27 protein-coding genes and 1 pseudogene are annotated in these 21,463 nt (G+C 69.8%); 12 read left to right on the forward strand and 16 right to left on the reverse strand.

The features are described 5' to 3' along the window. Nucleotides 1-23: 23 nt before the first annotated feature. The 6 genes from ABT114_RS25760 to ABT114_RS25785 all read right to left on the reverse strand — a co-directional run bounded on the left by ABT114_RS25760 (nucleotide 24) and on the right by ABT114_RS25785 (nucleotide 4,547). Nucleotides 24-863: a sulfurtransferase gene (locus ABT114_RS25760; protein ID WP_351145218.1), complete on the reverse strand. Its 840-nt coding sequence runs from the start codon at nucleotides 861-863 to the stop codon at nucleotides 24-26. Between the two features lie 119 nt (nucleotides 864-982). Further along, nucleotides 983-1,063 (reverse strand): Ms5788A family Cys-rich leader peptide, encoded by an 81-nt coding sequence (locus ABT114_RS25765; RefSeq protein ID WP_350751515.1) that lies wholly within the window; start codon nucleotides 1,061-1,063, stop codon nucleotides 983-985. Nucleotides 1,064-1,261: 198 nt separating this feature from the next. Further along, nucleotides 1,262-1,996 (reverse strand): LmeA family phospholipid-binding protein, encoded by a 735-nt coding sequence (locus tag ABT114_RS25770; RefSeq protein WP_351145219.1) that lies wholly within the window; start codon nucleotides 1,994-1,996, stop codon nucleotides 1,262-1,264. Between the two features lie 164 nt (nucleotides 1,997-2,160). After that, the gene (locus ABT114_RS25775) at nucleotides 2,161-3,393 is read right to left on the reverse strand and encodes a hypothetical protein (protein WP_351145220.1); all 1,233 of its coding nucleotides are present in this window, start codon (nucleotides 3,391-3,393) and stop codon (nucleotides 2,161-2,163) included. An 8-nt stretch (nucleotides 3,394-3,401) separates the two neighbouring features. Then, complete coding sequence (locus tag ABT114_RS25780; protein WP_351145221.1) at nucleotides 3,402-3,656, reverse strand: MoaD/ThiS family protein; 255 nt, start codon at nucleotides 3,654-3,656, stop codon at nucleotides 3,402-3,404. A 39-nt stretch (nucleotides 3,657-3,695) separates the two neighbouring features. Beyond that, on the reverse strand, nucleotides 3,696-4,547 hold the full coding sequence (locus tag ABT114_RS25785; protein ID WP_351145222.1) for an alpha/beta hydrolase: 852 nt from the start codon (nucleotides 4,545-4,547) through the stop codon (nucleotides 3,696-3,698). Nucleotides 4,548-4,781: 234 nt separating this feature from the next. Between ABT114_RS25785 and ABT114_RS25790 the strand changes: the two genes are divergently transcribed. From ABT114_RS25790 to ABT114_RS25815, 6 genes are all read left to right on the forward strand, one after another. Next, nucleotides 4,782-5,561: a winged helix-turn-helix transcriptional regulator gene (locus ABT114_RS25790; protein WP_351145223.1), complete on the forward strand. Its 780-nt coding sequence runs from the start codon at nucleotides 4,782-4,784 to the stop codon at nucleotides 5,559-5,561. Nucleotides 5,562-5,656: 95 nt separating this feature from the next. Next, nucleotides 5,657-6,679 carry a LacI family DNA-binding transcriptional regulator gene (locus tag ABT114_RS25795; protein ID WP_351145224.1) on the forward strand — a complete coding sequence of 341 codons (1,023 nt, stop codon included), beginning with the start codon at nucleotides 5,657-5,659 and terminating at the stop codon, nucleotides 6,677-6,679. A 174-nt stretch (nucleotides 6,680-6,853) separates the two neighbouring features. After that, the gene (locus ABT114_RS25800) at nucleotides 6,854-8,074 is read left to right on the forward strand and encodes a S1C family serine protease (RefSeq protein ID WP_351145225.1); all 1,221 of its coding nucleotides are present in this window, start codon (nucleotides 6,854-6,856) and stop codon (nucleotides 8,072-8,074) included. A 32-nt stretch (nucleotides 8,075-8,106) separates the two neighbouring features. Then, complete coding sequence (locus tag ABT114_RS25805) at nucleotides 8,107-8,310, forward strand: hypothetical protein (RefSeq protein ID WP_351145226.1); 204 nt, start codon at nucleotides 8,107-8,109, stop codon at nucleotides 8,308-8,310. A gap of 107 nt (nucleotides 8,311-8,417) precedes the next feature. Next, nucleotides 8,418-9,152, forward strand: a complete 735-nt coding sequence (locus tag ABT114_RS25810) for a response regulator transcription factor (protein WP_351145227.1) — start codon at nucleotides 8,418-8,420, stop codon at nucleotides 9,150-9,152. Then, the gene (locus tag ABT114_RS25815) at nucleotides 9,149-10,603 is read left to right on the forward strand and encodes a HAMP domain-containing sensor histidine kinase (RefSeq protein WP_351145228.1); all 1,455 of its coding nucleotides are present in this window, start codon (nucleotides 9,149-9,151) and stop codon (nucleotides 10,601-10,603) included. Before ABT114_RS25810 ends, ABT114_RS25815 begins: the two co-directional genes overlap by 4 nt. On the opposite strand, the gene ABT114_RS25820 is transcribed toward ABT114_RS25815, so the two are convergent. Together ABT114_RS25820 and ABT114_RS25825 are read right to left on the reverse strand one after the other, a co-directional pair. After that, a complete protein-coding gene (locus ABT114_RS25820) occupies nucleotides 10,578-10,937 on the reverse strand; it encodes a hypothetical protein (protein WP_351145229.1) in 360 nt (119 codons plus the stop codon). The genes ABT114_RS25815 and ABT114_RS25820 overlap by 26 nt on opposite strands. Then, on the reverse strand, nucleotides 10,934-11,281 hold the full coding sequence (locus ABT114_RS25825) for a DUF6247 family protein (protein WP_351145230.1): 348 nt from the start codon (nucleotides 11,279-11,281) through the stop codon (nucleotides 10,934-10,936). The genes ABT114_RS25820 and ABT114_RS25825 overlap by 4 nt, the downstream gene beginning before the upstream one ends. 266 nt (nucleotides 11,282-11,547) lie before the next feature. On the opposite strand from ABT114_RS25825, the pseudogene ABT114_RS25830 reads away from it, so the two are divergent. Together ABT114_RS25830 and ABT114_RS25835 are read left to right on the forward strand one after the other, a co-directional pair. Next, nucleotides 11,548-11,739, forward strand: a pseudogene (locus tag ABT114_RS25830) (pectinesterase family protein); the annotation flags it as partial. A gap of 95 nt (nucleotides 11,740-11,834) precedes the next feature. After that, nucleotides 11,835-12,560 carry a PH domain-containing protein gene (locus tag ABT114_RS25835; protein ID WP_351145231.1) on the forward strand — a complete coding sequence of 242 codons (726 nt, stop codon included), beginning with the start codon at nucleotides 11,835-11,837 and terminating at the stop codon, nucleotides 12,558-12,560. Between the two features lie 106 nt (nucleotides 12,561-12,666). On the opposite strand, the gene ABT114_RS25840 is transcribed toward ABT114_RS25835, so the two are convergent. Together ABT114_RS25840 and ABT114_RS25845 are read right to left on the reverse strand one after the other, a co-directional pair. Then, complete coding sequence (locus ABT114_RS25840; protein ID WP_351145232.1) at nucleotides 12,667-12,879, reverse strand: DUF397 domain-containing protein; 213 nt, start codon at nucleotides 12,877-12,879, stop codon at nucleotides 12,667-12,669. Then, a complete protein-coding gene (locus ABT114_RS25845) occupies nucleotides 12,876-13,703 on the reverse strand; it encodes a helix-turn-helix domain-containing protein (protein ID WP_351145233.1) in 828 nt (275 codons plus the stop codon). Before ABT114_RS25845 ends, ABT114_RS25840 begins: the two co-directional genes overlap by 4 nt. 215 nt (nucleotides 13,704-13,918) lie before the next feature. Between ABT114_RS25845 and ABT114_RS25850 the strand changes: the two genes are divergently transcribed. From ABT114_RS25850 to ABT114_RS25860, 3 genes are all read left to right on the forward strand, one after another. Then, nucleotides 13,919-14,230 (forward strand): hypothetical protein, encoded by a 312-nt coding sequence (locus tag ABT114_RS25850; protein WP_351145234.1) that lies wholly within the window; start codon nucleotides 13,919-13,921, stop codon nucleotides 14,228-14,230. 110 nt (nucleotides 14,231-14,340) lie between these two features. Then, entirely contained in the window at nucleotides 14,341-14,667 is a 327-nt protein-coding gene (locus ABT114_RS25855) for a DUF6247 family protein (protein ID WP_351145235.1), read from the forward strand. Next, nucleotides 14,664-14,903: a hypothetical protein gene (locus ABT114_RS25860; RefSeq protein WP_351145236.1), complete on the forward strand. Its 240-nt coding sequence runs from the start codon at nucleotides 14,664-14,666 to the stop codon at nucleotides 14,901-14,903. Before ABT114_RS25855 ends, ABT114_RS25860 begins: the two co-directional genes overlap by 4 nt. Before the next feature lie 12 nt (nucleotides 14,904-14,915). On the opposite strand, the gene ABT114_RS25865 is transcribed toward ABT114_RS25860, so the two are convergent. The 5 genes from ABT114_RS25865 to ABT114_RS25885 all read right to left on the reverse strand — a co-directional run bounded on the left by ABT114_RS25865 (nucleotide 14,916) and on the right by ABT114_RS25885 (nucleotide 19,520). Next, nucleotides 14,916-16,718: an ABC transporter ATP-binding protein gene (locus ABT114_RS25865; RefSeq protein ID WP_351145237.1), complete on the reverse strand. Its 1,803-nt coding sequence runs from the start codon at nucleotides 16,716-16,718 to the stop codon at nucleotides 14,916-14,918. Nucleotides 16,719-16,833: 115 nt separating this feature from the next. After that, nucleotides 16,834-16,965, reverse strand: a complete 132-nt coding sequence (locus ABT114_RS25870; RefSeq protein ID WP_351145238.1) for a hypothetical protein — start codon at nucleotides 16,963-16,965, stop codon at nucleotides 16,834-16,836. A gap of 110 nt (nucleotides 16,966-17,075) precedes the next feature. Then, on the reverse strand, nucleotides 17,076-17,201 hold the full coding sequence (locus ABT114_RS25875) for a hypothetical protein (protein WP_351145239.1): 126 nt from the start codon (nucleotides 17,199-17,201) through the stop codon (nucleotides 17,076-17,078). Nucleotides 17,202-17,315: 114 nt separating this feature from the next. After that, nucleotides 17,316-17,444: a hypothetical protein gene (locus ABT114_RS25880; protein ID WP_351145240.1), complete on the reverse strand. Its 129-nt coding sequence runs from the start codon at nucleotides 17,442-17,444 to the stop codon at nucleotides 17,316-17,318. 270 nt (nucleotides 17,445-17,714) lie between these two features. After that, nucleotides 17,715-19,520 carry a bifunctional metallophosphatase/5'-nucleotidase gene (locus tag ABT114_RS25885; protein WP_351145241.1) on the reverse strand — a complete coding sequence of 602 codons (1,806 nt, stop codon included), beginning with the start codon at nucleotides 19,518-19,520 and terminating at the stop codon, nucleotides 17,715-17,717. Nucleotides 19,521-19,736: 216 nt separating this feature from the next. Here ABT114_RS25885 and mshD point away from each other — a divergent pair, with 216 nt between their 5' ends. Continuing rightward, entirely contained in the window at nucleotides 19,737-20,663 is a 927-nt protein-coding gene (gene mshD / locus ABT114_RS25890) for a mycothiol synthase (protein ID WP_351145242.1), read from the forward strand. Between the two features lie 116 nt (nucleotides 20,664-20,779). Here the strand turns inward: mshD and ABT114_RS25895 are convergent, their stop codons facing one another. Beyond that, nucleotides 20,780-21,445 (reverse strand): ABC transporter, encoded by a 666-nt coding sequence (locus ABT114_RS25895; protein ID WP_351145243.1) that lies wholly within the window; start codon nucleotides 21,443-21,445, stop codon nucleotides 20,780-20,782. Nucleotides 21,446-21,463: the final 18 nt, after the last annotated feature.

The raw sequence follows: 21,463 nt of genomic DNA on the forward strand, positions 1-21,463 counted from the left end.
TGATGAAAGGTCGGTCGGATTGCTTACTTGTTGGCGCCGAGCTCGATCGGCACGCCCACGAGGGAGCCGTACTCGGTCCAGGAGCCGTCGTAGTTCTTGACGTTCTGGACGCCGAGCAGCTCGTGCAGGACGAACCAGGTCAGGGCCGAACGCTCGCCGATGCGGCAGTAGGCGATGGTGTCCTTGGCCAGGTCGACCTGCTCGTCGGCGTACAGCTCCTTGAGAGCGTCGTCCGACTTGAAGGTGCCGTCGTCGTTGGCGTTCTTCGACCACGGGATGTTGCGGGCGGTCGGAACGTGGCCCGGACGCTGCGACTGCTCCTGCGGCAGGTGCGCGGGGGCGAGCAGCTTGCCGGAGAACTCGTCGGGCGAACGGACGTCGACCAGGTTCTGCGCGCCGATGGCCGCCACGACGTCGTCGCGGAAGGCGCGGATGGACGTGTCCTGCGGCTTGGCCTGGTAGGAGGTCTCGGCGCGCTCGGGCACCTCCTCGACCAGCTCGCGGGCGTCCAGCTCCCACTTCTTGCGGCCGCCGTCGAGAAGCTTGACGTTCTCGTGGCCGTACAGCTTGAAGTACCAGTAGGCGTAGGACGCGAACCAGTTGTTGTTGCCGCCGTAGAGGATCACCAGCGTGTCGTTGGCGATGCCCTTCGACGACAGGAGCTTCTCGAAACCCTCCTGGTCGATGAAGTCACGGCGGACCGGGTCCTGGAGGTCCTTGGTCCAGTCGATCCGGATCGCGTTCTTGATGTGGTTCTTCTCGTACGCGGACGTGTCCTCGTCGACCTCGACGATGGCCACGCTCGGGTCGTCCAGGTGGTCCTGGACCCAGTCGGCGTCGACCAGGACGTCGCTGCGGCTCATGCTCTTTCTCCTCCGGGGCAATTGCGGCGGTGCGTGCGAGTGAGAGGGGTGCGCTCACAGAGAGAGGGCGCACGGATACCCAGGGCAGGGTGGGGGGATGCGGAAGTCGGCGCTTCCGCTCAGAAGGGGCGACAGAGCATGGCGGCGACGCGGCACAGGTCTACTGCCCGCCGCTTCGTGAGGTCCGCCTGACGCTTCATGGGCTCGATCGTAGGGACGGACAGCCTGGCATGTCACCGGTGTGTCGTATTTTGAGACGCGATCGTCCGGGATGCGAGATGGAGTCATCGTCCCGGCCGTCACCGCAGGGTTCCCGGGCGCCTGCGTCCGTCGCCACAGCCGCCGTACGGAAAGGGGCGTCTCGCTTTTCGGACAGCTTTCGTCCGCCGAACGCCGTCCTACCCGGCCAGCCTCACGTTCGAACCCCGCACCGAGATCTTCACACCGTCGCTCGCCGCCTGCACCTTGTCCAGCTGGACGCCGCCGGGCAGCTCCTCGATGACCTGCTGGAAGTCGGTGATCGAGCGGACCGCGTTCTCGGCGAGGTCGACGCCGAGGTCGGGCAGCGAGTCGGCGCGCACCTGCACGGTGTCGCCCTTGACCGTGACCGAGCTGAGCACGGAGACCGGGCGGGCCGGCTTGACGCCGAGGACGGTCGCGTCGATCTGCACCTTGATCTTGCCGTTGCCGCCGTCGGACAGGCCCACGACCTGGGCGGTGACGCCGGGCCCGACTTGGGTGGGCTCGGACTTGGCGGCCTTGAGCAGCTCGTCGTAGGCGATGGTCGCGGTGCCGGTGGCGGTGGCCGCGGTGGCGGAGCTGTAGTCGCCGGAGAAGTCGACGCTCTTCATGTGCGCCTCGAGGTCGTCGATACGGATCGTCCCGGTGCCGTTGCCGGTGGCCGCGTCGTAGTCCTTGATGCCGACCTCGACGTCGTCCAGCTCGCCGCCCGCCACCTGGGTGAGGAAGGGGAAGCCGTTGATGGACACGTCCGGGGTGTTGGCCAGGCCCTCGGTGGTCTTCAGCTTGTCCGCCGCCTCACCCTCGGCGAAGTGCACGGCGACCCGGTCCACGACCACGAAGAGCACGCCCAGGATCACCACGACGATCAGAAGTACTCGCAGCGCGCGCATTCGATGTTCCCCCACCCGGACAGCCATCAAGGACGACAGCCACGGTAGCCCCGCCGCGCGGGACCACCGTGGAATTGTCGATCACCTGTGACATGTCACGGCCACTACGCGCCCCGCAAGGGGCGCGTGGAATGCGCGACCAGCCCCCACTTCCAGCGGAGCGTTCAGCCGAGCGCACGCCCCAGTACGTAGATCGCCGGCGCCGCGGCCGACAGCGGCAGGGCCACGCCCGCCGTGAAGTGGACGAACCGGGACGGGTAGTCGTAACTGGCGACCCGGTGGCCGATGAGCGCGCAGACCGCGGCGCCGGCGCCGAGCAGCGCCCCCTTCGAGCCGAGGCCCGTCATCCCGCCGACCGCGATGCCGGCGCCCGCCGCGGCCAGCAGCGCCACGACCACGGAGGCCGGGGTCGGCAGCGGCAGCGCACGGGCCAGGACGGCCACCGCCACCGCGGCCGCGCCGACCGACACCGCGTCCGCGTCGGCGGCGAGGTACCCGGTCGCGACGATCGACAGCGCGGCCGAGGCGACGCCCGCCATCAGGCCGTACATCCGCTCGTCCGGGTCGGCGTGCGAGCGCAGTTGCAGAACGAGGCAGAGCAGCACCCATACGCCGAGGGTGCCGAGGATCGCGGCGGGCGCGTGCTCACGTCCGGCCGCCAGCACCGCGACGTCCGAGACCAGCGCGCCCAGGAAGGCCAGCGCGATGCCCTGCCGGGCCGGCCACATCCCGTTCAGCCGGAACCAGCCCGCGGCGGTGACGGCCTGGAGGACGACGAGCGGGACGAGGAGGGCGTACGAGCCGATGGCCGCCGTGCCCGAGAGCAGCAGCCCGAGCAGCGCGGTGAGCGCGGCGGGCTGCATTCCGGGCTCGATGACCGGGGAGCGGCCTTCGAGGCGGGCTCGCTGGGCATCGGTGATGCGGGCGTTGCCGGCGAGGGTGGCGGGGCCGTAGGAGGGGGCTTCTTCGGTGCTGCCACCGCCCTGGACGGCGCCGGGTGCGGTGTAGGCGGGGGCGACGGGGGGCTGCTCGGCAGCGGCGGCTCCGGACCACCCTCCTGCCGACGGCTGCGGATAGCCGTACGCCTGCGGCGCCTGCTCCTGTGCCTGCGCCTGATACCCCTGGGGCGGCAAATACGCCGTCTCCGGCGCGCTCGGCGCGGCGACCGGAGGCTGCGCCTGCGTCTCCCAGGTCTGCCCCTGCCACTGCTGGGTGTGCTGCGGGTCCTCGTAGGGGTAGGGCTGGTGCTGCTGCCCCGGCCAGGCCTGCTGCTGCTGTTGTTGCTGTTGCTGTTGCTGTTGTTGCTGCTGCTGCTGCTGCTGCTGCTGTGCGTACGGGTCGTAGCCCTCGTACGGGGACGGGGACCCTCCGTAAGGCTCGTACGGCTGGTTGGTCATCGGTGGGGTCACCCTCCTGCGAACGGCGGGAGCACCTCGACCGTGCCGCCCTCGGCCAGCCGTACCGTCTCATGCCCGCGGGTCCCGACGGGGTCACCGTCGATGAGGAACGAGCATCGCCGCAGTACGCGCGCCAGTTCGCCGGGGTGTCGCTCCCGGACCGCGTCGAGCGCTTCGGCGAGCGTGGCCGCGTCGTACGGCTCCTCGGCGACCCCGGCCGCGGCCTTGGCGGCGGCCCAGTAGCGCACCGTGACCTTTGCCATCTCGTCCCTCAAGTCGGTTCGGCAGTGAACACCGCCAGGCTAGCCCGCCTGTGCGGCGGCCCAGCGACCGATCCGGCGCAGCAGCTCGTCGTCCGCCGCGTGCTCGGCGTGGCCCATGCCGGGCTCCAGCCAGAGTTCGCCGTGGTCGCCGGCGGCCTCGGCCAGCATCCGGGGGTGGTCGACGGGGAAGTAGCCGTCCTGGTCGCCGTGCACGACGAGCAGGGGCCTGGGCGCGATGCGCGGGACCGCCTCCACCGGGGACAGCGGCACCGGGTCCCAGTCCCGGTGGTGGATCCGGGTACGGAATCCGTAGCGGCTCACCAGACGGCCCTCGGGCCGGGTCACCAGCCAGTGCACCCGCCGCATGGGGGCCGTACCCCGGTAGTACCAGCGGGCCGGCGAGCTGACGGAGACGACCGCGTCCGTGCGCGCCTCGTGCCGCGGGCCGTACAGCGCCGCGTGCCGCAGCACCACCGAGCCGCCCATGGAGAAGCCGACGGTGACCACGCGCGCGTGCCCGAGCCCGCGGGCCCACTCCACCGCGGCCGCCAGATCGAGCACCTCCCGGTCGCCCACCGTGGAGCGCCCGCCCGACGCGCCGTGCCCGCGGAAGGAGAACGTGACGACGGCCCCGTAACGCGCGAACGCCTCCGCCACCCGCCGAACATGCGGCCGGTCCACGCCGCCGGTGAAACCGTGCGCGATCACGAACACCGGGTCGACGGAGGATGGCGGGGAGCCGTCGTATACGACCGCACCCGGGTCGTATACGGAATCGATCGTCACTCCGTCGGTGGTGTGCAGAAACGTGCGCAAAGGCACCCGTCTGTCCATCTCAGAGTTCGGACGAACGGTGGAACGTGCCGCATGACCTGCCTGACCCGTACTCATGTGGGCTATTCTGCTTGGCAGAGGACTCGGGCAACGTAGCCCCCGGGTCCTTTTGTGCTTTCGGGAGCGTTGTATACGACGTGGCCGGTGGCGCGGCGGGTCCCAGGGGCGCGGGAGCCGCACAGTAGGAAGCAGTGCCGCAAACGTCCTCGCAGGGACCGAGGAGGAACCAGACGTTATGGGCGAGCGAACCGTGCACGAACGTATGACGACGACCCAGGCAGGTGGGGTGCGATGAGTTCTCTGCTGCTCCTGACCAATGCCCTTCAGCCGTCGACGGAGGTGCTTCCCGCTCTCGGCCTGCTCCTGCACAACGTGCGAGTGGCTCCGGCGGAAGGCCCCGCTCTCGTCGACACCCCCGGTGCCGACGTCATCCTGATCGACGGGCGACGCGACCTCCCGCAGGTCCGCAGCCTGTGCCAGCTGCTGCGGTCCACGGGCCCCGGCTGCCCCCTCATTCTCGTGGTCACCGAGGGCGGCCTCGCGGCCGTCACCGCCGACTGGGGCATCGACGACGTGCTCCTCGACACCGCGGGACCGGCGGAGGTCGAGGCGCGGCTGCGGCTGGCCATGGGCCGGCAGCAGATCGTCAACGACGACTCCCCGATGGAGATCCGCAACGGCGACCTGTCGGTCGACGAGGCGACGTACTCCGCCAAGCTCAAGGGGCGCGTCCTCGACCTCACCTTCAAGGAGTTCGAGCTCCTGAAGTACCTGGCGCAGCACCCGGGCCGAGTGTTCACGCGTGCACAGCTGCTCCAGGAGGTCTGGGGCTACGACTACTTCGGTGGCACCCGCACGGTCGACGTCCACGTACGGCGACTGCGCGCCAAGCTCGGCCCCGAGCACGAGTCGCTGATCGGAACCGTCCGGAACGTCGGTTATCGATTCGTTACTCCCGAGAAGGCGGACCGCGCCACGGACGAGGCGAAGGCCAAGGCGGCCCCGCCAAAGCCGGAGGATGCGGACGAGACGGCCGCCCTGGACAGCACCGAGGTCGGCGCAGAGGCGTAGTGGGCGCTCGGGCAGGGCACCCAGGGCGTTGCTTGCGCACAGGCAAGCTCTGATACGCCCTGCCCAGAGCGGGTCCATCCGCGTAGACTCCGCGCGTGGCCAAGGTGACTCGGGATGATGTGGCGCGACTGGCGGGGACTTCCACCGCCGTGGTCAGTTATGTCATCAACAATGGACCCCGGCCGGTCGCCCCGGCCACGCGCGAGCGTGTCCTCGCCGCCATCAAGGAACTGGGCTACCGGCCCGACCGGGTGGCCCAGGCGATGGCGTCCCGGCGTACCGACCTCATAGGCCTGATCGTGCCGGACGCACGCCAGCCGTTCTTCGCGGAGATGGCGCACGCGGTCGAACAGGCCGCTTCCGATCGCGGAAAAATGGTGCTCGTCGGCAACTCCGACTACATCGGCGAGCGCGAGGTCCACTATCTGCGGGCCTTCCTCGGTATGCGCGTCAGCGGTCTGATCCTGGTCAGCCACGCGCTCAACGACCTCGCCGCCGCCGAGATCGAGGCGTGGGACGCCCGCGTGGTCCTGCTGCACGAGCGGCCCGAGGCCATCGACGACGTCGCCGTCGTCATGGACGACCTGGGCGGCGCCCAGCTCGCCGTACGGCATCTCCTGGAGCACGGCTACGAGTACGTCGCCTGTATGGGCGGCACCGCCCAGACCCCCGCGGTCGGCGACCCGGTCTCCGACCACGTCGAGGGCTGGCGGCGCGCGATGGACGAGGCCGGGATATCGACGGAGGGGCGCCTCTTCGAGGCGCCGTACAACCGCTACGACGCCTACCGCGTCGCCCTGGAGATCCTCTCCGGGCCGCGGCGGCCGCCCGCGGTGTTCTGCTCCACCGACGACCAGGCGATCGGCCTGCTGCGGGCGGCGCGGGAGCTACGCCTGGATGTTCCGGGGGAGCTGGCCGTGGCCGGCTTCGACGACATCAAGGAGGCGGCGCTGGCGGATCCGCCGCTGACGACGATCGCGTCGGACCGTTCGGCGATGGCGCGGGCGGCGGTGGACCTGGTGCTGGACGACGGGCTGCGGGTCGCGGGGTCGCGGCAGGAGCGGCTGAAGGTGTTTCCGTCGCGGTTGGTGGTGCGGACGTCGTGCGGGTGTGAGTGAGGCTACGGGTGCCCTTCTCCGCGGCTTCCCTGAGCTTTTCCGAGCCTTCCTGAGGGCTTTCTGAGAGGCCTCGCCCAGCTGCGAGAACCCGCTTTATATCGGGCATACGAGCTTCTACCTGCCTTCTCAGGGAGCGCTCAGGAAGCTCTCATCGTGGGGCGGGAAGCTCTTTCCATGACCGAGAGCTTCCGCCGCAGCGGCGAGTACGAGACCCCCTACCAGGGCGACCAGCAGCAGGCCTCCACCCCCTTGCAGCCGACGTACCCCCAGCAGCAGCACGCCTCCTCCCCCGTCAACCCCGAGTGGCCGCCCCCGCCGGCGTACCAGCCCGCGCAGCCGCCGGCGGAGCCGGTGACCGTCGAGCCCGGCACCACGGTCTGGCCGGCCCAGGCCTCCTCGGCCTCCGCCGCCCCCGCGGGCTTCACGGCGGAAGGTGCCGGTGACGGCTACGGCGGCGGCAACACCGCTCTCCTCACCGCCGTACCCGCCGAGCCCGCGCCGAAGAAGAAGCGCACCCGCGGGACGGTCGCCCTGCTCGCCGCCGTGGCGATCATCGCCGCGGCCGTGGGCGGCGGCACGGCGTACGGCATCCAGGAGCTCACGGGCAAGGACTCGGTCACCTCCAGCTCCACCAGCACCAGCGTGGTTCCCTCCGCCAAGAAGGGCACCGTCGCCGGGGTCGCCGCGGCGGTCAGCCCGAGCATCGTCGAGATCAACGCCACGCTCAGCAACGGCTCCTCGACCGGCTCCGGTGTGATCATCACCAGCGACGGCGAGATCATCACCAACAACCACGTGATCTCCGGCGCCTCGTCGATCAAGGTGTCGACGAGCGACGGCAAGGAGTACACGGCCAAGGTCGTCGGCACCGACAGCAAGAAGGACCTCGCCCTGATCAAGCTGGAGAACGCCTCCGGCCTGACGGTGGCGACCTTCGGCAACTCCGACGGGGTCCAGGTCGGCGACGACGTCGTGGCGATCGGCTCCCCCGAGGGCCTGACCGGCACCGTCACCAGCGGCATCGTCTCCGCTCTGGACCGTGACGTGACCGTCTCGACCGACGAGAGCGAGAGCCAGAGCCAGAGCCAGGGTCAGAGCGGCGGCAACGACCAGTGGCCGTTCGAGTTCGGCGGCCAGCAGTTCAACGGCGACACCGGTACGTCGACGACGACGTACAAGGCACTCCAGACGGACGCCTCCCTCAACCCGGGCAACTCCGGCGGCGCGCTGATCGACATGAACGGCAACATCATCGGCATCAACTCCGCGATGTACTCGGCCGCGGACTCCACGTCCTCGTCCAGCGCCGGCAGCGTCGGCCTCGGCTTCGCCATCCCGATCAACACCGTCAAGTCGGACCTGGCCAGCCTGCGGGCGGGCGGTTCCGACAGCTGATCCAGCCTCCCTGACACGCAGAGGAGTACGTCATGATCAAGCAGGTTTCCCACCCGGTGTCCGCCATCCACCCGGCCGGCTTCGCCCTGGCCCTCGAAGTGGCGTACGAACTGCACGCGCCGGCGCCGCGGGCGCCGGAGGTGGTGCCCCCCGAGCTGATGGGCCTGCGCACCAACACGGCCCGCCCGCACCGTCGCAAGGTGCCGCTGAGGCGGCTGAGCGCGGTAGTCGGCTGATCCGACCGCCCGCTTCCTTAACGCCCCAGCCGGGAAACATGCGAGGCTGAATGCGTTCAGCTCGTTCAGCCCCGTAGTCGTCCCCCCGCATCCGAGGAACTCCGCCCATGAGCCCCGCCGAAGGCGACCGTGACACCCAGCGCATCCTGATCGTCGACGACGAGCCGGCGGTGCGCGAAGCACTCCAGCGCAGCCTCGCCTTCGAGGGGTACGACACGGAGGTCGCCGTGGACGGTGCAGATGCACTGGAGAAGGCGACCGCGTACCGGCCGGACCTGGTCGTCCTCGACATCCAGATGCCACGCATGGACGGCCTGACCGCCGCTCGCCGCATCCGCGGCGCCGGCGACACCACGCCCATCCTGATGCTGACGGCCCGCGACACGGTCGGCGACCGGGTCACCGGGCTCGACGCGGGCGCCGACGACTACCTGGTCAAGCCGTTCGAACTGGACGAGCTGTTCGCCCGGGTCCGCGCGCTGCTGCGACGCAGCTCGTACGCGGCGGCGGGGGCGGGACCGGACCAGGAGGACGAGGCCCTCACCTTCGCCGACCTGCGCATGGATCTCGCGACGCGGGAAGTGACGCGGAGCGGACGCGCCGTGGAACTGACCCGCACGGAGTTCACGCTGCTGGAGATGTTCATGGCGCACCCGCGCCAGGTCCTCACGCGTGAGCAGATCCTGAAGGCGGTGTGGGGCTTCGACTTCGAGCCCTCCTCCAACTCTCTCGACGTCTACGTCATGTACCTCCGCCGCAAGACCGAGGCGGGCGGCGAGCCGCGCCTGGTGCACACGGTGCGTGGTGTGGGGTACGTGCTCCGGCAGGGCGGCGCGGAGTGAGCAAGGTCGGACGCCGGTTCCGGACGCTGCCGATCCGGGCACGGTTGTCGATGCTGGTGGCTGCCGCTGTGGCTTTCGCGGTGGCCGCGGTTTCGGTCACGTGCTGGTTCATCGTGCAGGGGAAGCTGTACGAGCAGGTCAACGACGACTTGCAGAAGTCGTCGAGGATGAAGGGTGGCGGGCAGATCGTCCAGATGCAGGACGCGCTCACCAACTGCACCCAGACTCCGCAGACGAGCGACATCCCGTTCCGGCCCAACCTCTACACCCAGGTTGTCCAAGCGAACGGGACCCCCTGCGTCCTTGAAGACTCCCTGGGCATGATCAAGGTCACCCAGGCGGACAAGGACGTGATCAAGAACGGGGACAGCGGCAAAGGCATCATCCGCAACGGCACCGACGCGGACGGCGCCTCAGTACGTGTGATGACCACGCCTCTGCCCCTCGAGAACAGGGCCACAGGAGCACACTCCTACGGGGCCGTCATGGTCGCCGTCTCCCTGAAGGGCACCGAGTCCACCCTCAACGACCTCGCCCTCATCCTGCTCCTCGTCTCCGGCATCGGAGTCATCGGCGCAGGCGCCGCCGGTCTCGCGGTCGCCCGCACGGGACTGCGCCCGGTCGACAAGCTCACCGAAGCCGTCGAACACGTGGCCCGCACCGAGGACCTGGGCATCCGCATCCCGGTGGAAGAGGACAGCGACGACGAGATCGCCCGCCTCTCCCGCTCCTTCAACTCCATGACCGCCTCCCTCGCCAACTCCCGCGAACTCCAGCAACAGCTCATCGCGGACGCCGGCCACGAGCTGCGCACCCCCCTCACGTCCCTCCGTACGAACATCGAACTCCTCACCCGCAGCGAGGAGACGGGCCGCCCCATCCCGGAGGCGGACCGCAAGGCACTGCTCGCCTCGGTGAAGGCGCAGATGACGGAACTGGCGTCGCTGATCGGCGACCTTCAGGAGCTGTCGCGCTCGGAGGGCCAGCAGGGTGAGCGCGTCCAGGTGGTCGCGCTGGAGGAAACCGTCGAGGCGGCCCTGCACCGCGCCCGCCTGCGCGGCCCGGAGCTGACGATCAAGTCGGTCATCGACCCCTGGTTCGTACGGGCGGAACCGGCGGCGCTGGAGCGCGCGGTGGTCAACATCCTCGACAACGCGGTGAAGTTCAGCCCCGACGGCGGCACGATCGAGGTCCAGCTCAGCGGCGGCGTCCTGACCGTCCGCGACCACGGCCCCGGCATCCCCGTCGACGAACTCCCCCACGTCTTCGACCGCTTCTGGCGCTCCCCGAGCGCCCGGGCCCTGCCCGGTTCGGGCCTGGGCCTGTCCATCGTGGCCCGCACGGTGCAGCAGGCGGGCGGCGAGGTCACCCTCGCCCGCGCGGAGGGCGGCGGCACGGTGGCGACGGTGCGGTTGCCGGGAGCGCCTACGGCTCCGCCGGAGACGCCGTAGCGGGGGCGGCTCCCTGCCAGAAGACCTCGTACACCAGGATCTGCGGATCCTCGGAGCGCCGAACGAAGGTATAGACCAGCCAGCCATTGTGGTTGTCGAAGTACAGGATGCGCGGCCCCTTCGGATCGCTGGATCGCACCGGCTCGACCCACATGGTCTCTGGGAGAGCGCCATCGGCGTCGATCCCCCGGAAATACGGGTCCTTCGCAGTGACCAATTCGGCGCGAGCCTCGTCAACCGTCTTCCGCACATGCTCGGGCAGCGCATCACGGCTGGCGAGGGCATCGAGCCGCCAGTCCAACTGCCAAGGCGGCCCCATGAACTCGTCGGTCACTCGCCGGGCTCCAGCTTCCGCATGCTGTAGCGAATCTTCGCCACCTCGTCGAGCAGAGCCTTGGCCTCAGCAAGGTCGGTTGCCTCTGCAGCGCGGTGCTGGAGCTCGGTCACGTGAGCGTCGAGCTTCGGATCACGGGCCATCGCGTACTCACACCACCAGCGGGCCATGAACGCGGGCACGGGGCCAAGGTCGTACGTGTCGCCGATCGCCCGCTGCCAGTGCGCGTCGAAGTCGGGGAGGAGGTGGGGGGCGTCCGCGGCGATGGCCTGACGCAGCGCCTTCGGCGTCCGCTCGGGCATGGGAGGGACGACCGCATCGGGTTCCGCAGCGTGGGCAGCCATGATCGATGTCCTCCTTCGACGCGCCGTGTCTACGACCATAGCCGCGCTCACCGTCCCCGCGCGGATTGTCCGCGCACCGGCTCCGGCCGGGACAGCAATCCCTGGGCTTGTGCCTTCTCGACGGCGAGCGCGTAGAGGTTGGCCAGGACGTCCGGCCCCTGGTCCAACTCCTCGTCGGTCAGCGCGCAACCCATCCGTTTGCGCAGTGCCCCGCGCGTGGCGGCGACACGCTCGGCGAGCTGATCGGCGGTGAGCTGCTGAGCCTCGCCGCCATCAAATCCACCCCCTGGTCGGACATGGGCGGCTTCTCCTGGAAGTACGACCGCTTCGCGGAGTACCAGAACACCGGCGCGGGCGCGGGAAGCGCAAGCAGCGAGCGTCCGCAGCTGACCGACGCACAGGCGACCGACCAGGAGATTGCGGACTGGCTCGGCGACTGGCCGCCGACCGCTTCCTGACCTGGTGCTTGACCTGGTGTCAGGGCCCACAGCAACTGGTCTTACTCTCTCCCCAGCCGCGCACCCGTTCGGTGCGCCTGGGGAGGGGTCCGGCGATGGGCGAAGGTGCCGTGGAGCGCGAGTACCGGAAGCGGCGCAAGCTGCCTGGGGCGTATCTCGCCCTGCTGGGCGTGGTCCTGCTGAACGCGCTCGTGCAGACCACCCGCGTCTCCGGTGACACGCGCCCCTGGTGGCCGTCGCTGGTGGGAGGGCTCATCGTGGTGACCCTGGTCCGGGTGGTGCTGGAGCAGTTCCGGGCGTACACCCGCGTCACGGCCGCCGGCCTCACCACGCAGGGGCCCGTGCGCTCGCGCAGCTGGGCCTGGCCCGAGGTGTACGACATCCGGGTCGAACGCGCCCCGCGCGGTTCCGGGCGAATGGCTCCCCGGTGGCTCACCTATCTGTACGACTTCGAGGGCCACCGCTTCCAGCTCCCGCACCTCAACGACTGGCAGCTGGACGACCCGTACGCCGAGGTCTCGGATCTCTGCCTGGCCGCCGCCCCGTACCGCAGCCTCGCCTGGGAGCGGCGCCCGGACGTCGAGGAACGGATCCTGCGGCGGGCCGCGCAGCGCAGGGCGTGGACGTCGGGGGCGTACGGGGCGATCGTGGTCCTGCTCATCATGACCGGGGTCGACCTCTGGCAGGTCGCCGTGGGGCGTCCGACGCACCCGTTCCTGCTGTTCGGATGCGTGCCGGTGGCCTCGGGCGTGGTACTGGCCGCCGTACTCCAGTGGTACTGGACCGCCCGCCTGCCACGCTCCCTCGCCGGGCAGTCCTAGGGCCAGTCCTGGCCCACGCACACCTGCGACCTCGCCCGGGTACGGGCACTGCTGCATCGCAGCCCCGCCAGGACGACGCAAGCTGGAGAGCCGGGGCGGCCGCGGGTTATTCAGACGGCGCTGCGCGCTGTGTAAGGGCGAGGAAGGACGTCCACGAGGCCGTACCGAAGACCAGCACCTGGCCGTCGGGCATCTTGCTGTCACGGACGGGGACGAGGCCGACGTATCCGTCCGCGACCTCGACGCAGTTGTTGGCTCCCCCGTCGCTGTAACTCGACTTGCGCCAGGTGGCGGTGCTGAGATCGGGGGTGTGCTTCATGACCTGTGCTCCTCCAGTACATCCCTGATGAACGTCAGCGAGTCCGACGGGGACAGCGCCAGATCCCGCAGCCGATCGTAGGACAAACGGTGGCGCAGGACGTCCTCCGGATCGTCCATCAGCAAACCACTGCTGTTGCCTTCCGTGTAGGCAACAGCACTTCCGTCCTTCTGCCACAGCAGGGTCAGCGATCCCTTCCCCATGAGGTCATGGATCCCAGCGGAGAAGGGCAGCACCTGGACAACGATGTTGGGCCACTGCGCGATGGCCTCAATGTGCTTGAGCTGCCCTTCCCAGGTCTCCGCACTGGCCGAGGGGCGGCGGAACGCGAGTTCGTCGATGACGAAGCGGACGTTGGGCGCCGGCTTCTTGCTCAGCAGTAGCTGCCGTCCCAGGCGCGCGGCCACCTGTTCATCAACTGCCTCAGGATGCTTGTCCGTTGTCTGGGGTCCAGACAACACTGCTCGGGCGAAGTCCTCGGTCTGCGACAGCCCGGGCACATCCGGTGTGTAGACGCGCATGACCCGAGCTGTCGCCTCCAGCCGCATGTACTCCTTGTACTTGTCCTTGAAGGCGTCGATCCGCGCCATCTTCCAGAGGCTGACCAGCAGATCACCGCACCCGTAGTAGCCGTCCAGGTCCTCCATGACCGTCACCTTGGACAGCCGCTCACCCGACTCCAGACGGCTCAGATAGCTCTTGTCGTAGCCGGTCTCGTCGGCCAGCTGGCCCAGGGACTTACCCGCCTTCTCCCGCAGGAACCCAAGCGCCCGCCCCAGTACGGCACGCCCCGACTCCGCTGCCCCATCAACTACTTCGCCCACGTCGCCCCTCCCTGTTGCCTGGGGCCGCGGACAACTCCGACCCCCTTTCGCAGCGTACGCACAAACAGTGACGATCGAGGCACGAACGGTAACCACCGCTCGTCAGAACCACGCCACGACAAACCCCCGCGACCGATGCAGCTCGGCCCGGGGGCGTGGCCGACGCTTCGAAGGAGCGCCGACATGAGGCAACGTATCGCCGCGGAGGTCTCCGCATGAGCACCTCCGAGCAAGCATCGCCGGTCGGCGACCTCCGCCTCCTGCCGTGGACCACCCCCGACGGCAGGCCCTGCTACCTCAGCACCGACAGCGACCACAGCAAGCTCTCCCTGCTCGCCGACGATGTGGAGACGGCCCAACTGGACTCGGGCGAGCAGGTACTCGCGGGAGCCAGGGCCGTGCTGGCCGACCCAAAGGCGGGCGAGGGAGCCGTGCGCTTCGCGCTCACCAGGTCGGCTGAATGCCTGGCGGAGATCCTCCGTATCGCGGTCAGCCGCGGTGCACGCATCCCCCGGAGCGAACCGTGAACATCGGCCTCACCGCGTCATCACCCTCCTCCAGCACTCGGCACCTGGCAGGCTCTACGGTGGACGTCCGGTCACCACACGCCGTCCCTGCCGGAGGAGAGAAACCGATCATGGCTCATGAGGTGGATCCCCACTCCTGCGAGAGAACTCCCGAGGCGATCCGGGCCGCTCTGCAGCGGCGACCGGACTGGCTGCAGGGCTTCGAGCAGGACTGGCTCAGCGCGGCAGCCGACTTCGACCAGTCCGCGCTCGACGCCGTGACCGACAAGTGGTTCCCCTTCGCCTGCGCCTGCGCGACACCCGGCTACCTGGACGAGGTCGAGCACACGGTCAAGCGGATGACCGAGGACGACACCGAGGGCATGGTCTTCCGGGACGCGGACGGCAACGCCTACGACGCCGAGAACCGCCGTATCGACGCGGGCAGGTCCGGGTGAGTGCGTACACGATCAGGTACGTTGACCGCGCGGCCCGGCGAAAGGCCGCACTGGGCGCGTCCCAACGCGCTTCCCTGGAAGAGCTCGAAAAGCGGCTCAGCCTCAACCCGTTCGGCCCGCCCGCGATCAGCAATCGGGACAACAGCTGGTCCGCTGCCTTCCAGGGCGGCTTCCTCACTTACGTGGTGTCCAACCGCCACGTCGTCATCAACGTCATCGATCTGGTCGCCGTCTGACCGGCCGCCCCCTCACCGCCGCAGGATCATCGTGTCGTCCGAAGGCGGCGCCGGCCTGGGCATCAGCGTGTCCTCCGCCAGCGCCGACGGCAGGGGTCCGGCGAGGCGGGCGTACGTCCCGCCGTGCGCGACCAGTTCGGCGTGCGTCCCCACCTCCACCAGCCGCCCCTCGTCGACGACGAGAATCCGGTCGGCGTCCGGGGCCAGGCTCAGGTCGTGGGTGATCATGATGGTGGTGCGGCCGGACATCAGGCGGCGCAGGGGCTGGATCACCTGGCGGGCGGCGACCGAGTCGAGGCCGGTGGTCGGCTCGTCCAGGACGAGGACCGGGGCGGCGCGGAGCATTGCGCGGGCGATGGCGATGCGCTGGAGCTGGCCGCCGGAGAGGGCCGCCGTGCCGGGGGCGATGTGGGTGTCGTAGCCGTCGGGGAGGGTGGCGATGAAGTCGTGGGCGGCGGCGGAGCGGGCCGCCTGTTCGATCTCCGTGTCCGTCGCGCCCGGGCGCCCGCACTCGATGTTCTCGCGGATCGTGCCGTTGAGGATGAGGGTCTCCTGGGGGAGCAGCGCCACGTTGTCGCGCAGGAACTCCAGGGGTACGTCCGTCAGCGGGGCGCCGTCCAGGCAGATCACGCCCGAGGAGGGGTCGTAGAAGCGGGTGAGGAGCTTGGACAGGGTTGACTTGCCCGCCCCGCTCGCGCCGGTGACCAGGATCAACTCGCCCGGGCCCGCCGTGAACGTCATGTCGCGGAGGGAGGGGCGGGGTGCGCCCGGGTAGGTGAAGGAGACGTCGTGGAAGCTGACCCAGCCTCGGACGGGCCAGGCGGGCAGCGGGTCGGTGGGGTCGGTGACCGCGGGTTCGGCGTCGAGGATCTCGCCGATGCGGTCGGCGCCCGCGGTGGCCGCGGTGACGGTGAGGCCGAGCTGGCCGAGGTTGCGGATCGGCGGGTAGAGGTAGCCGACGAAGGCCGCGAAGGCGAGCAGCGCGCCCAGGGTCATACGGTCCGCGGAGATCTCCCAGACGCCCAGGCCGATCACCGCGAGGACGCAGAGGGTCTCGACGACCTCCACGAACTGTTCGTACATCTCGCTCAGCCGTGCCCCGCGCACGCTGGCCCGCATCCAGGCGCGGGCCTCCTTGTCGAGGCGCCGTTCCTCGTCACGGCGGCGGTTGTAGGCCTGGGTCAGGACGATGTTGCCGAGCGACTCCTCGACGACCGAGGTGATCGCGCCGTCGGCGACCCGTTCGTCCTGGGACGCCTGCTTGATGTGGCCGGAGAAGCGGCGGGCGGCGAGAAGGAAGAGGGGGGCCAGGACGAAGGTGGCCAGGGCCAGGTCCCAGCGGAGCCACAGCGCGGCCACCGCGTAGAAGACCGCCGAGAAGGCGGCCGAGATCGTGCCGACCACACCGGAGACGACCAGTTGTTCGATGGCCTCCACGTCTCCGGTCAGGCGTTCCACCAGGTCGCCCTGGCGGTGCTTCTGGAAGAAGTGGGGCGGCAGGTCCTGGACGTGGCGGAAGACGTTCGCGCGTAGGCGCAGGACGAATCTCTCCGCCGTCCAGGTGGCGAGCGAGTTGCCGAGGTAGCCGACCAGCGCGCCGAGCGCGGCCACACCCAGCCAGGCTCCGGCCGGGCCCCAGAAGGCGGAGAGCGAGCCGGCCTTCAGGGCGTTGTCGGTGAGCTGGGCGAACAGCAGGATGGAGGCGGTCTCGGCGAGCGCGGACACCACCACGCACCCCACGATCACCAGCATCCACCCGCGGTCACCGCGGGTCAGCGGCCAGAAGCGGCGGAAGGCCTCGCGGGCTTCCCTCATGTCGACGACTCCCTCTCCGTGGTGTGGGCATGACCGAGGCGGGGTCACCGGTGCGAGCGCACTCCCTTAACCCGAGCGCGCTCGCTTAACCGGTGACCCCGCCTCGTGGCCTGCCTCAGCCCTTGTTCGCGACCGGGCGGCGCTTCGGGGCGGCCTTCTTCGGGGCCGGCTTCTTGGCCGCGGGCTTCGGGGCCGGGGCGGCGGGCTTGCGGGTCTTCTTCACCGGGGCGATCTTGTGGAAGCTCATGGGAGTGTTCCTCTCTGCTGCGGTTCTGCAACAGTTCCTCTACCGAGCTGCTGCAATTGTCTTTGATTTGCTTGAGTTAAAACTCGCGCAGTCCCTGGCGCAGTCCTCACTCAGCCCTTGTGGGCTACGGGTCGGCGCTTGGGGGCGGGCTTCGGGGCGGCCTTCTTCTTGGGCGCCGGGGCCGGGGCGGCGGGCTTGTGGGCCTTCTTGACGGGGACGATCTTGTGGAAGCTCATGGCAATTCCCTCTCAGATTCTCAGGGTCGGCTCAGTCAGCGTTTAAGCGGTGCTTATAGGCGCCCACCAGGCGCCTAAAGGCGAGTACAGGCGAGTACAGGCGGCTGGAAGCGCCTACTTGTCGCCGCCGACCGGACGCTTCGGCGCCGGCTTCTTCGCGACGGCCTTCTTCGGTGCGGGCTTCGGGGCCGGGGCGGCGTGCTTGCGGGACTTCTTGACCGGGGCGATCTTGTGGAAGCTCATGGCTGTCTCCTGGTGTCGTCGTTTCCCTCTGTCCGTCGTTCGCGTTCTTCGCTTTCGCGTCGTTCGCTCTCGACATGGAAAACACTACGACACCGGGAAGCCGCAAATCGCCAATTCTGCTTAGACCTCGATGAAATGCATCTGAAGTCATTTTCAGGCGACGCCCGGAACCGAATCCGTATTCACACAGAATTTATTACGGCAACAAAAGGGCCCGGGACGTACGCCGCGCGTACGTCCCGGGCCTCTCACTCAGCCGAAGGCCGGTGCTTACTGCACGATCGCGATCCGGTTCGTCACCGGCGGCGCGATCGGGCTGGTGGCCGAAGAGTTGGCCGTCAGGTACTGCGCCAGCGCCGTCAGGTCATCGGTGCCGACGAGGTCGCCCGTGCCCTGGCCCAGCGTGGTGAAGCCGTCGCCGCCGCCCGCGAGGAAGCTGTTCGTCGCGACGCGGTAGGTGGCCGCCGGGTCGATGGCGGCACCGTTCAGCTTGATGGAGTCGGTGACGACACGGTCGGCGCCCGTCTTCGTCAGGTCCAGCGTGTACGTCAGGCCCGACGACGGCTGCAGGATCTTCGGCGCGGCGGCGTTCGTGCCGCTCACCTGCTCCTTGAGCACCTGGATCAGCTGGGCGCCCGTGAAGTCCTGGAGGTTCACGGTGTTGGCGAACGGCTGCACCGTGAAGCCCTCGGCGTACGTCACCACGCCGTCACCCTCGGCGGCCTTGGCCGCGTACGTCAGACCGGCACGCACACCACCCGGGTTCATCAGCGCCAGGTCGGTCTCCGGGTCCAGCTCCTTGCCGTACGCCAGCTGCGCGTCCGCGATCAGGTCGCCCATCGGGGACTCGGTGCCGGTGCTGGGCACGTCGGCGGAGATGTAGCCGATCGCGCGGTTGCCGACGGGGGCGGCCAGGGTGTTCCACTTGCTGATCAGCTCGGTCATGTCGGGCGCCTTGGCGACGTCCCGGGTGACCACGTGGTTCGCGGACTTGACGGACGTACGGGCGATGTCGCCGGTGAAGCGGTCGTACGTCAGCGTGGTGTCCGTGTAGAGGCGGCCGAAGGACGCGGCCGAGGTGACCATGCGCGGCTGGCCCGCCGGGTCGGGGATCGTGCACACGTACGCCGTGTGGGTGTGGCCGGTGACCAGCGCGTCCACCGTCGGCGTGATGTTCTTGGCGATGTCGACGATCGGGCCGGAGATACCGTCACCCGCGCCCGGCGAGTCACAGTTGTAGTTGTACGAGCCCGAGGCCGGCAGTCCGCCCTCGTGGATCAGCGCGACGATCGACTTCACACCCTGCTTCTCCAGCACCTTGGCGTACTTGTTGATCGTCTCGACCTCGTCCTTGAAGACGAGGCCCTTGACGCCGTCCGCCGAGACGATGCCCGGCGTGCCCTCGAGGGTCACGCCGATGAAGCCGATCTTGACGCCGTTCTTCTGCCACACCGTGTACGGCTTGAGGATCGGCTTGCCGGTCTTCTCGTCGAGGACGTTCGCCGCGAGGTAGGGGAAGTCGGCGCCCTGGAACTTCTTGTCCGTGTAGCAGCCGGCCGTCGGGTGGCAGCCGCCGTTCTGGAGGCGGGCCAGTTCCTCGGGGCCCTCGTCGAACTCGTGGTTGCCGACGGACGTGACGTCCAGGTCGAGCTTGTTCAGCGCCTCGATGGTGGGCTCGTCGTGGAAGAGGCCCGAGATCAGCGGGGAGGCGCCGACCATGTCGCCGCCGGCCGCGGTGATCGAGTAGGCGTTGCCCTTGCGGGCCTCGCGCAGATGCGTCGCGAGGTACTCCACACCACCCGCGTCGATCGTCTTCGTCGTGCCGTCGGCCTGCGCCTCGGTGACGCGGCCGGAGGAACCCGACGGCGGTTCGAGGTTGCCGTGCAGGTCGTTGAAGGACAGCAGCTGGACGTCCTGGTAGCGGCTCGGCTTCGCGTCGCCGGGCTTGCCCGACTCGTGCGCGTCCGCCGGGAGCGCGGCGGCCAGCGCTCCGGCGGTGGCGAGACCGGCGGCGGCCGCGAGAAGCCGGTACGTACGACGTCTGCGGCTCGGATACGGCTGAGGTGTGGCTGGCATACGCCCCCCTGTGGCTCATGACATCCACCGGGCTGTCATGGCCCTGTGGGTCTGCTGAGGATGTGGCCCCGTCCGGCGCAGCCTAAGGTCAACGCGCGTAGCACGACAGGGGGTTCATGGTTACATCCTGGTTTCCCTTTGCCGTCTCCTTTGCCTTCGCCTTTGGCCTCTCCCCTTGCCGCCACTTTGCTACGCACTCCCCTTACCCTCGTACGCATGACCAGCGACGACACCGAGCGGTTCCCCGGCTCCCGATCCATCGAGACCCTCTCCTCGCTCTCCCCGGAGCAGACCGACGCCGTGCTCGCACTGCTCGCGGAGGCCGCCCGGAACGACGGCCAGCAGGCGGTGTCCGAGCAGGGACGGCTGCAACTGCGTGGCGGCGCCCGCGAGGGCGTGTCCCATCTGCTGCTGTCCGTGGGCGACGAACTGGTCGGCTACGCGCAGCTGGAGGACACCGACCCGGTGGAGGCGCCGGCCGCCGAGATGGTCGTACACCCCGCGCACCGCGGGCACGGGCACGGGCGGGCGCTGGGCTCGGCGCTGCTCGCCGCTTCGGGGAAGCGGCTGCGGGTGTGGGCGCACGGCGGCCACGCCGCCGCACGGCATCTGGCCCAGGTCCTCGGGCTCGCCCTCTTCCGCGAACTGCGCCAGATGCGGCGGTCGTTGACCGACCTCGACCTGCCCGACCCGGTCCTTCCCGAGGGCGTGACCGTCCGCACCTTCGAGCCCGGCACCGACGACGCGGCCTGGCTCGCCGTGAACTCCGCCGCCTTCGCCCACCACCCCGAGCAGGGCTCCCTCACCCAGCGCGACCTCGACGACCGCAAGTCCGAGCCGTGGTTCGACCCCGCCGGCTTCTTCCTCGCCTTCCGCGGGGACCGGCTCGTCGGCTTCCACTGGACCAAGGTCCACGCCGAGGAGCGGCTCGGCGAGGTCTACGTCCTCGGCGTCGCCCCCGGTGCGCAGGGCGGCGGCCTCGGCAAGGCCCTCACGACGATCGGCCTGCGGCATCTCGCGGCGCAGGCGTTGCCGACGGCCATGCTGTACGTCGACGCCGACAACAAGTCGGCGGTGTCCGTCTACGAGCGCCTGGGGTTCCTCACGCACGAGACGGATCTGATGTACCGGACGGAAACCTGAGGTTGTTCCCCCGACTCAGGCACCCGGCACCGGTGCGGGCCTCGCTGGGGGCTGCCCCCCAGGCCCCCGCTGTCGGCCTGAACGGCCTCGTCCTCAGTCGCCGGACGGGCCGAGTTCTACCGACCCGCGCCGAAAAGCAGGCGCCCGCCTCGGCGAAAGCCGTGCCCCCGCCGCAGCGGCTCCGGCATGCACGCCATCACCACCACCCCCGCGACCACCAACAGCCCCGCCCACCGCTCGTGCGCGTCCTCCCACCGCTGGTCGCCCACCGCCGCCAGGAGCGTCCATCGCTCGGGGAGCAGCAGTGTCGGCACGGTCAGCGCGCCGGCCAGCAGACCGGCCGCGACGGCGGTGCCCGGCCGGGCCTCGTCCGTGAAGCGGACGGCGGCCGCGGCGGCGGCCAGGGCGAGCGCGGCGCAGGCGGCCGCCTCCAGGGTGACGGCGCCCACCGGGGGCCGCGCCTCCCCCGGTATCAGCAGCAGCACGGCCGTCCACCACAGCGCGGTGACCGGGGCGGCCAGGGCCAGCCGCAGTCCGCTGCGCACGGGCCGGCGTACCGGCACCGGTGCGGTGGTGTGCCGGGCCGGGTCGTCCAGCAGGAACGCCAGGCCCAGGCCGAGGCAGAGCGCGGCGGCCCGCAGCAGGCTGAGGCACAGCCACGGGTCGGGCGCGTCGGACAGCAGACGCGGGAGGCCGACGAGCAGCAGCCCGAGACCGCCGGCCGCGGCGAGGGCCGTCCAGGGCAGGGTGCGCCAGACGGGGCGGAGCAGGGCGCGGATCACGGCGTACTCCTTCAGTTC

It is taken from the genome of Streptomyces sp. NPDC002088 (assembly GCF_040296605.1).
Lineage (GTDB): Bacteria > Actinomycetota > Actinomycetes > Streptomycetales > Streptomycetaceae > Streptomyces.

Excerpts from the sequence above, each read along its gene's own strand:
- ABT114_RS25760 (WP_351145218.1), bottom strand. The coding sequence starts at position 863 with ATGAGCCGCAGCGACGTCCTGGTCGACGCCGACTGGGTCCAGGACCAC.
- ABT114_RS25765 (WP_350751515.1), bottom strand. The coding sequence starts at position 1,063 with ATGAAGCGTCAGGCGGACCTCACGAAGCGGCGGGCAGTAGACCTGTGC.
- ABT114_RS25770 (WP_351145219.1), bottom strand. The coding sequence starts at position 1,996 with ATGCGCGCGCTGCGAGTACTTCTGATCGTCGTGGTGATCCTGGGCGTG.
- ABT114_RS25775 (WP_351145220.1), bottom strand. The coding sequence starts at position 3,393 with ATGACCAACCAGCCGTACGAGCCTTACGGAGGGTCCCCGTCCCCGTAC.
- ABT114_RS25780 (WP_351145221.1), bottom strand. The coding sequence starts at position 3,656 with ATGGCAAAGGTCACGGTGCGCTACTGGGCCGCCGCCAAGGCCGCGGCC.
- ABT114_RS25785 (WP_351145222.1), bottom strand. The coding sequence starts at position 4,547 with ATGAGTACGGGTCAGGCAGGTCATGCGGCACGTTCCACCGTTCGTCCG.
- ABT114_RS25790 (WP_351145223.1), top strand. The coding sequence starts at position 4,782 with ATGAGTTCTCTGCTGCTCCTGACCAATGCCCTTCAGCCGTCGACGGAG.
- ABT114_RS25800 (WP_351145225.1), top strand. The coding sequence starts at position 6,854 with ATGACCGAGAGCTTCCGCCGCAGCGGCGAGTACGAGACCCCCTACCAG.
- ABT114_RS25805 (WP_351145226.1), top strand. The coding sequence starts at position 8,107 with ATGATCAAGCAGGTTTCCCACCCGGTGTCCGCCATCCACCCGGCCGGC.
- ABT114_RS25810 (WP_351145227.1), top strand. The coding sequence starts at position 8,418 with ATGAGCCCCGCCGAAGGCGACCGTGACACCCAGCGCATCCTGATCGTC.
- ABT114_RS25825 (WP_351145230.1), bottom strand. The coding sequence starts at position 11,281 with ATGGCTGCCCACGCTGCGGAACCCGATGCGGTCGTCCCTCCCATGCCC.
- ABT114_RS25835 (WP_351145231.1), top strand. The coding sequence starts at position 11,835 with ATGGGCGAAGGTGCCGTGGAGCGCGAGTACCGGAAGCGGCGCAAGCTG.
- ABT114_RS25840 (WP_351145232.1), bottom strand. The coding sequence starts at position 12,879 with ATGAAGCACACCCCCGATCTCAGCACCGCCACCTGGCGCAAGTCGAGT.
- ABT114_RS25850 (WP_351145234.1), top strand. The coding sequence starts at position 13,919 with ATGAGCACCTCCGAGCAAGCATCGCCGGTCGGCGACCTCCGCCTCCTG.
- ABT114_RS25855 (WP_351145235.1), top strand. The coding sequence starts at position 14,341 with ATGGCTCATGAGGTGGATCCCCACTCCTGCGAGAGAACTCCCGAGGCG.
- ABT114_RS25865 (WP_351145237.1), bottom strand. The coding sequence starts at position 16,718 with ATGAGGGAAGCCCGCGAGGCCTTCCGCCGCTTCTGGCCGCTGACCCGC.
- ABT114_RS25870 (WP_351145238.1), bottom strand. The coding sequence starts at position 16,965 with ATGAGCTTCCACAAGATCGCCCCGGTGAAGAAGACCCGCAAGCCCGCC.
- ABT114_RS25875 (WP_351145239.1), bottom strand. The coding sequence starts at position 17,201 with ATGAGCTTCCACAAGATCGTCCCCGTCAAGAAGGCCCACAAGCCCGCC.
- ABT114_RS25880 (WP_351145240.1), bottom strand. The coding sequence starts at position 17,444 with ATGAGCTTCCACAAGATCGCCCCGGTCAAGAAGTCCCGCAAGCACGCC.
- ABT114_RS25885 (WP_351145241.1), bottom strand. The coding sequence starts at position 19,520 with ATGCCAGCCACACCTCAGCCGTATCCGAGCCGCAGACGTCGTACGTAC.
- mshD (WP_351145242.1), top strand. The coding sequence starts at position 19,737 with ATGACCAGCGACGACACCGAGCGGTTCCCCGGCTCCCGATCCATCGAG.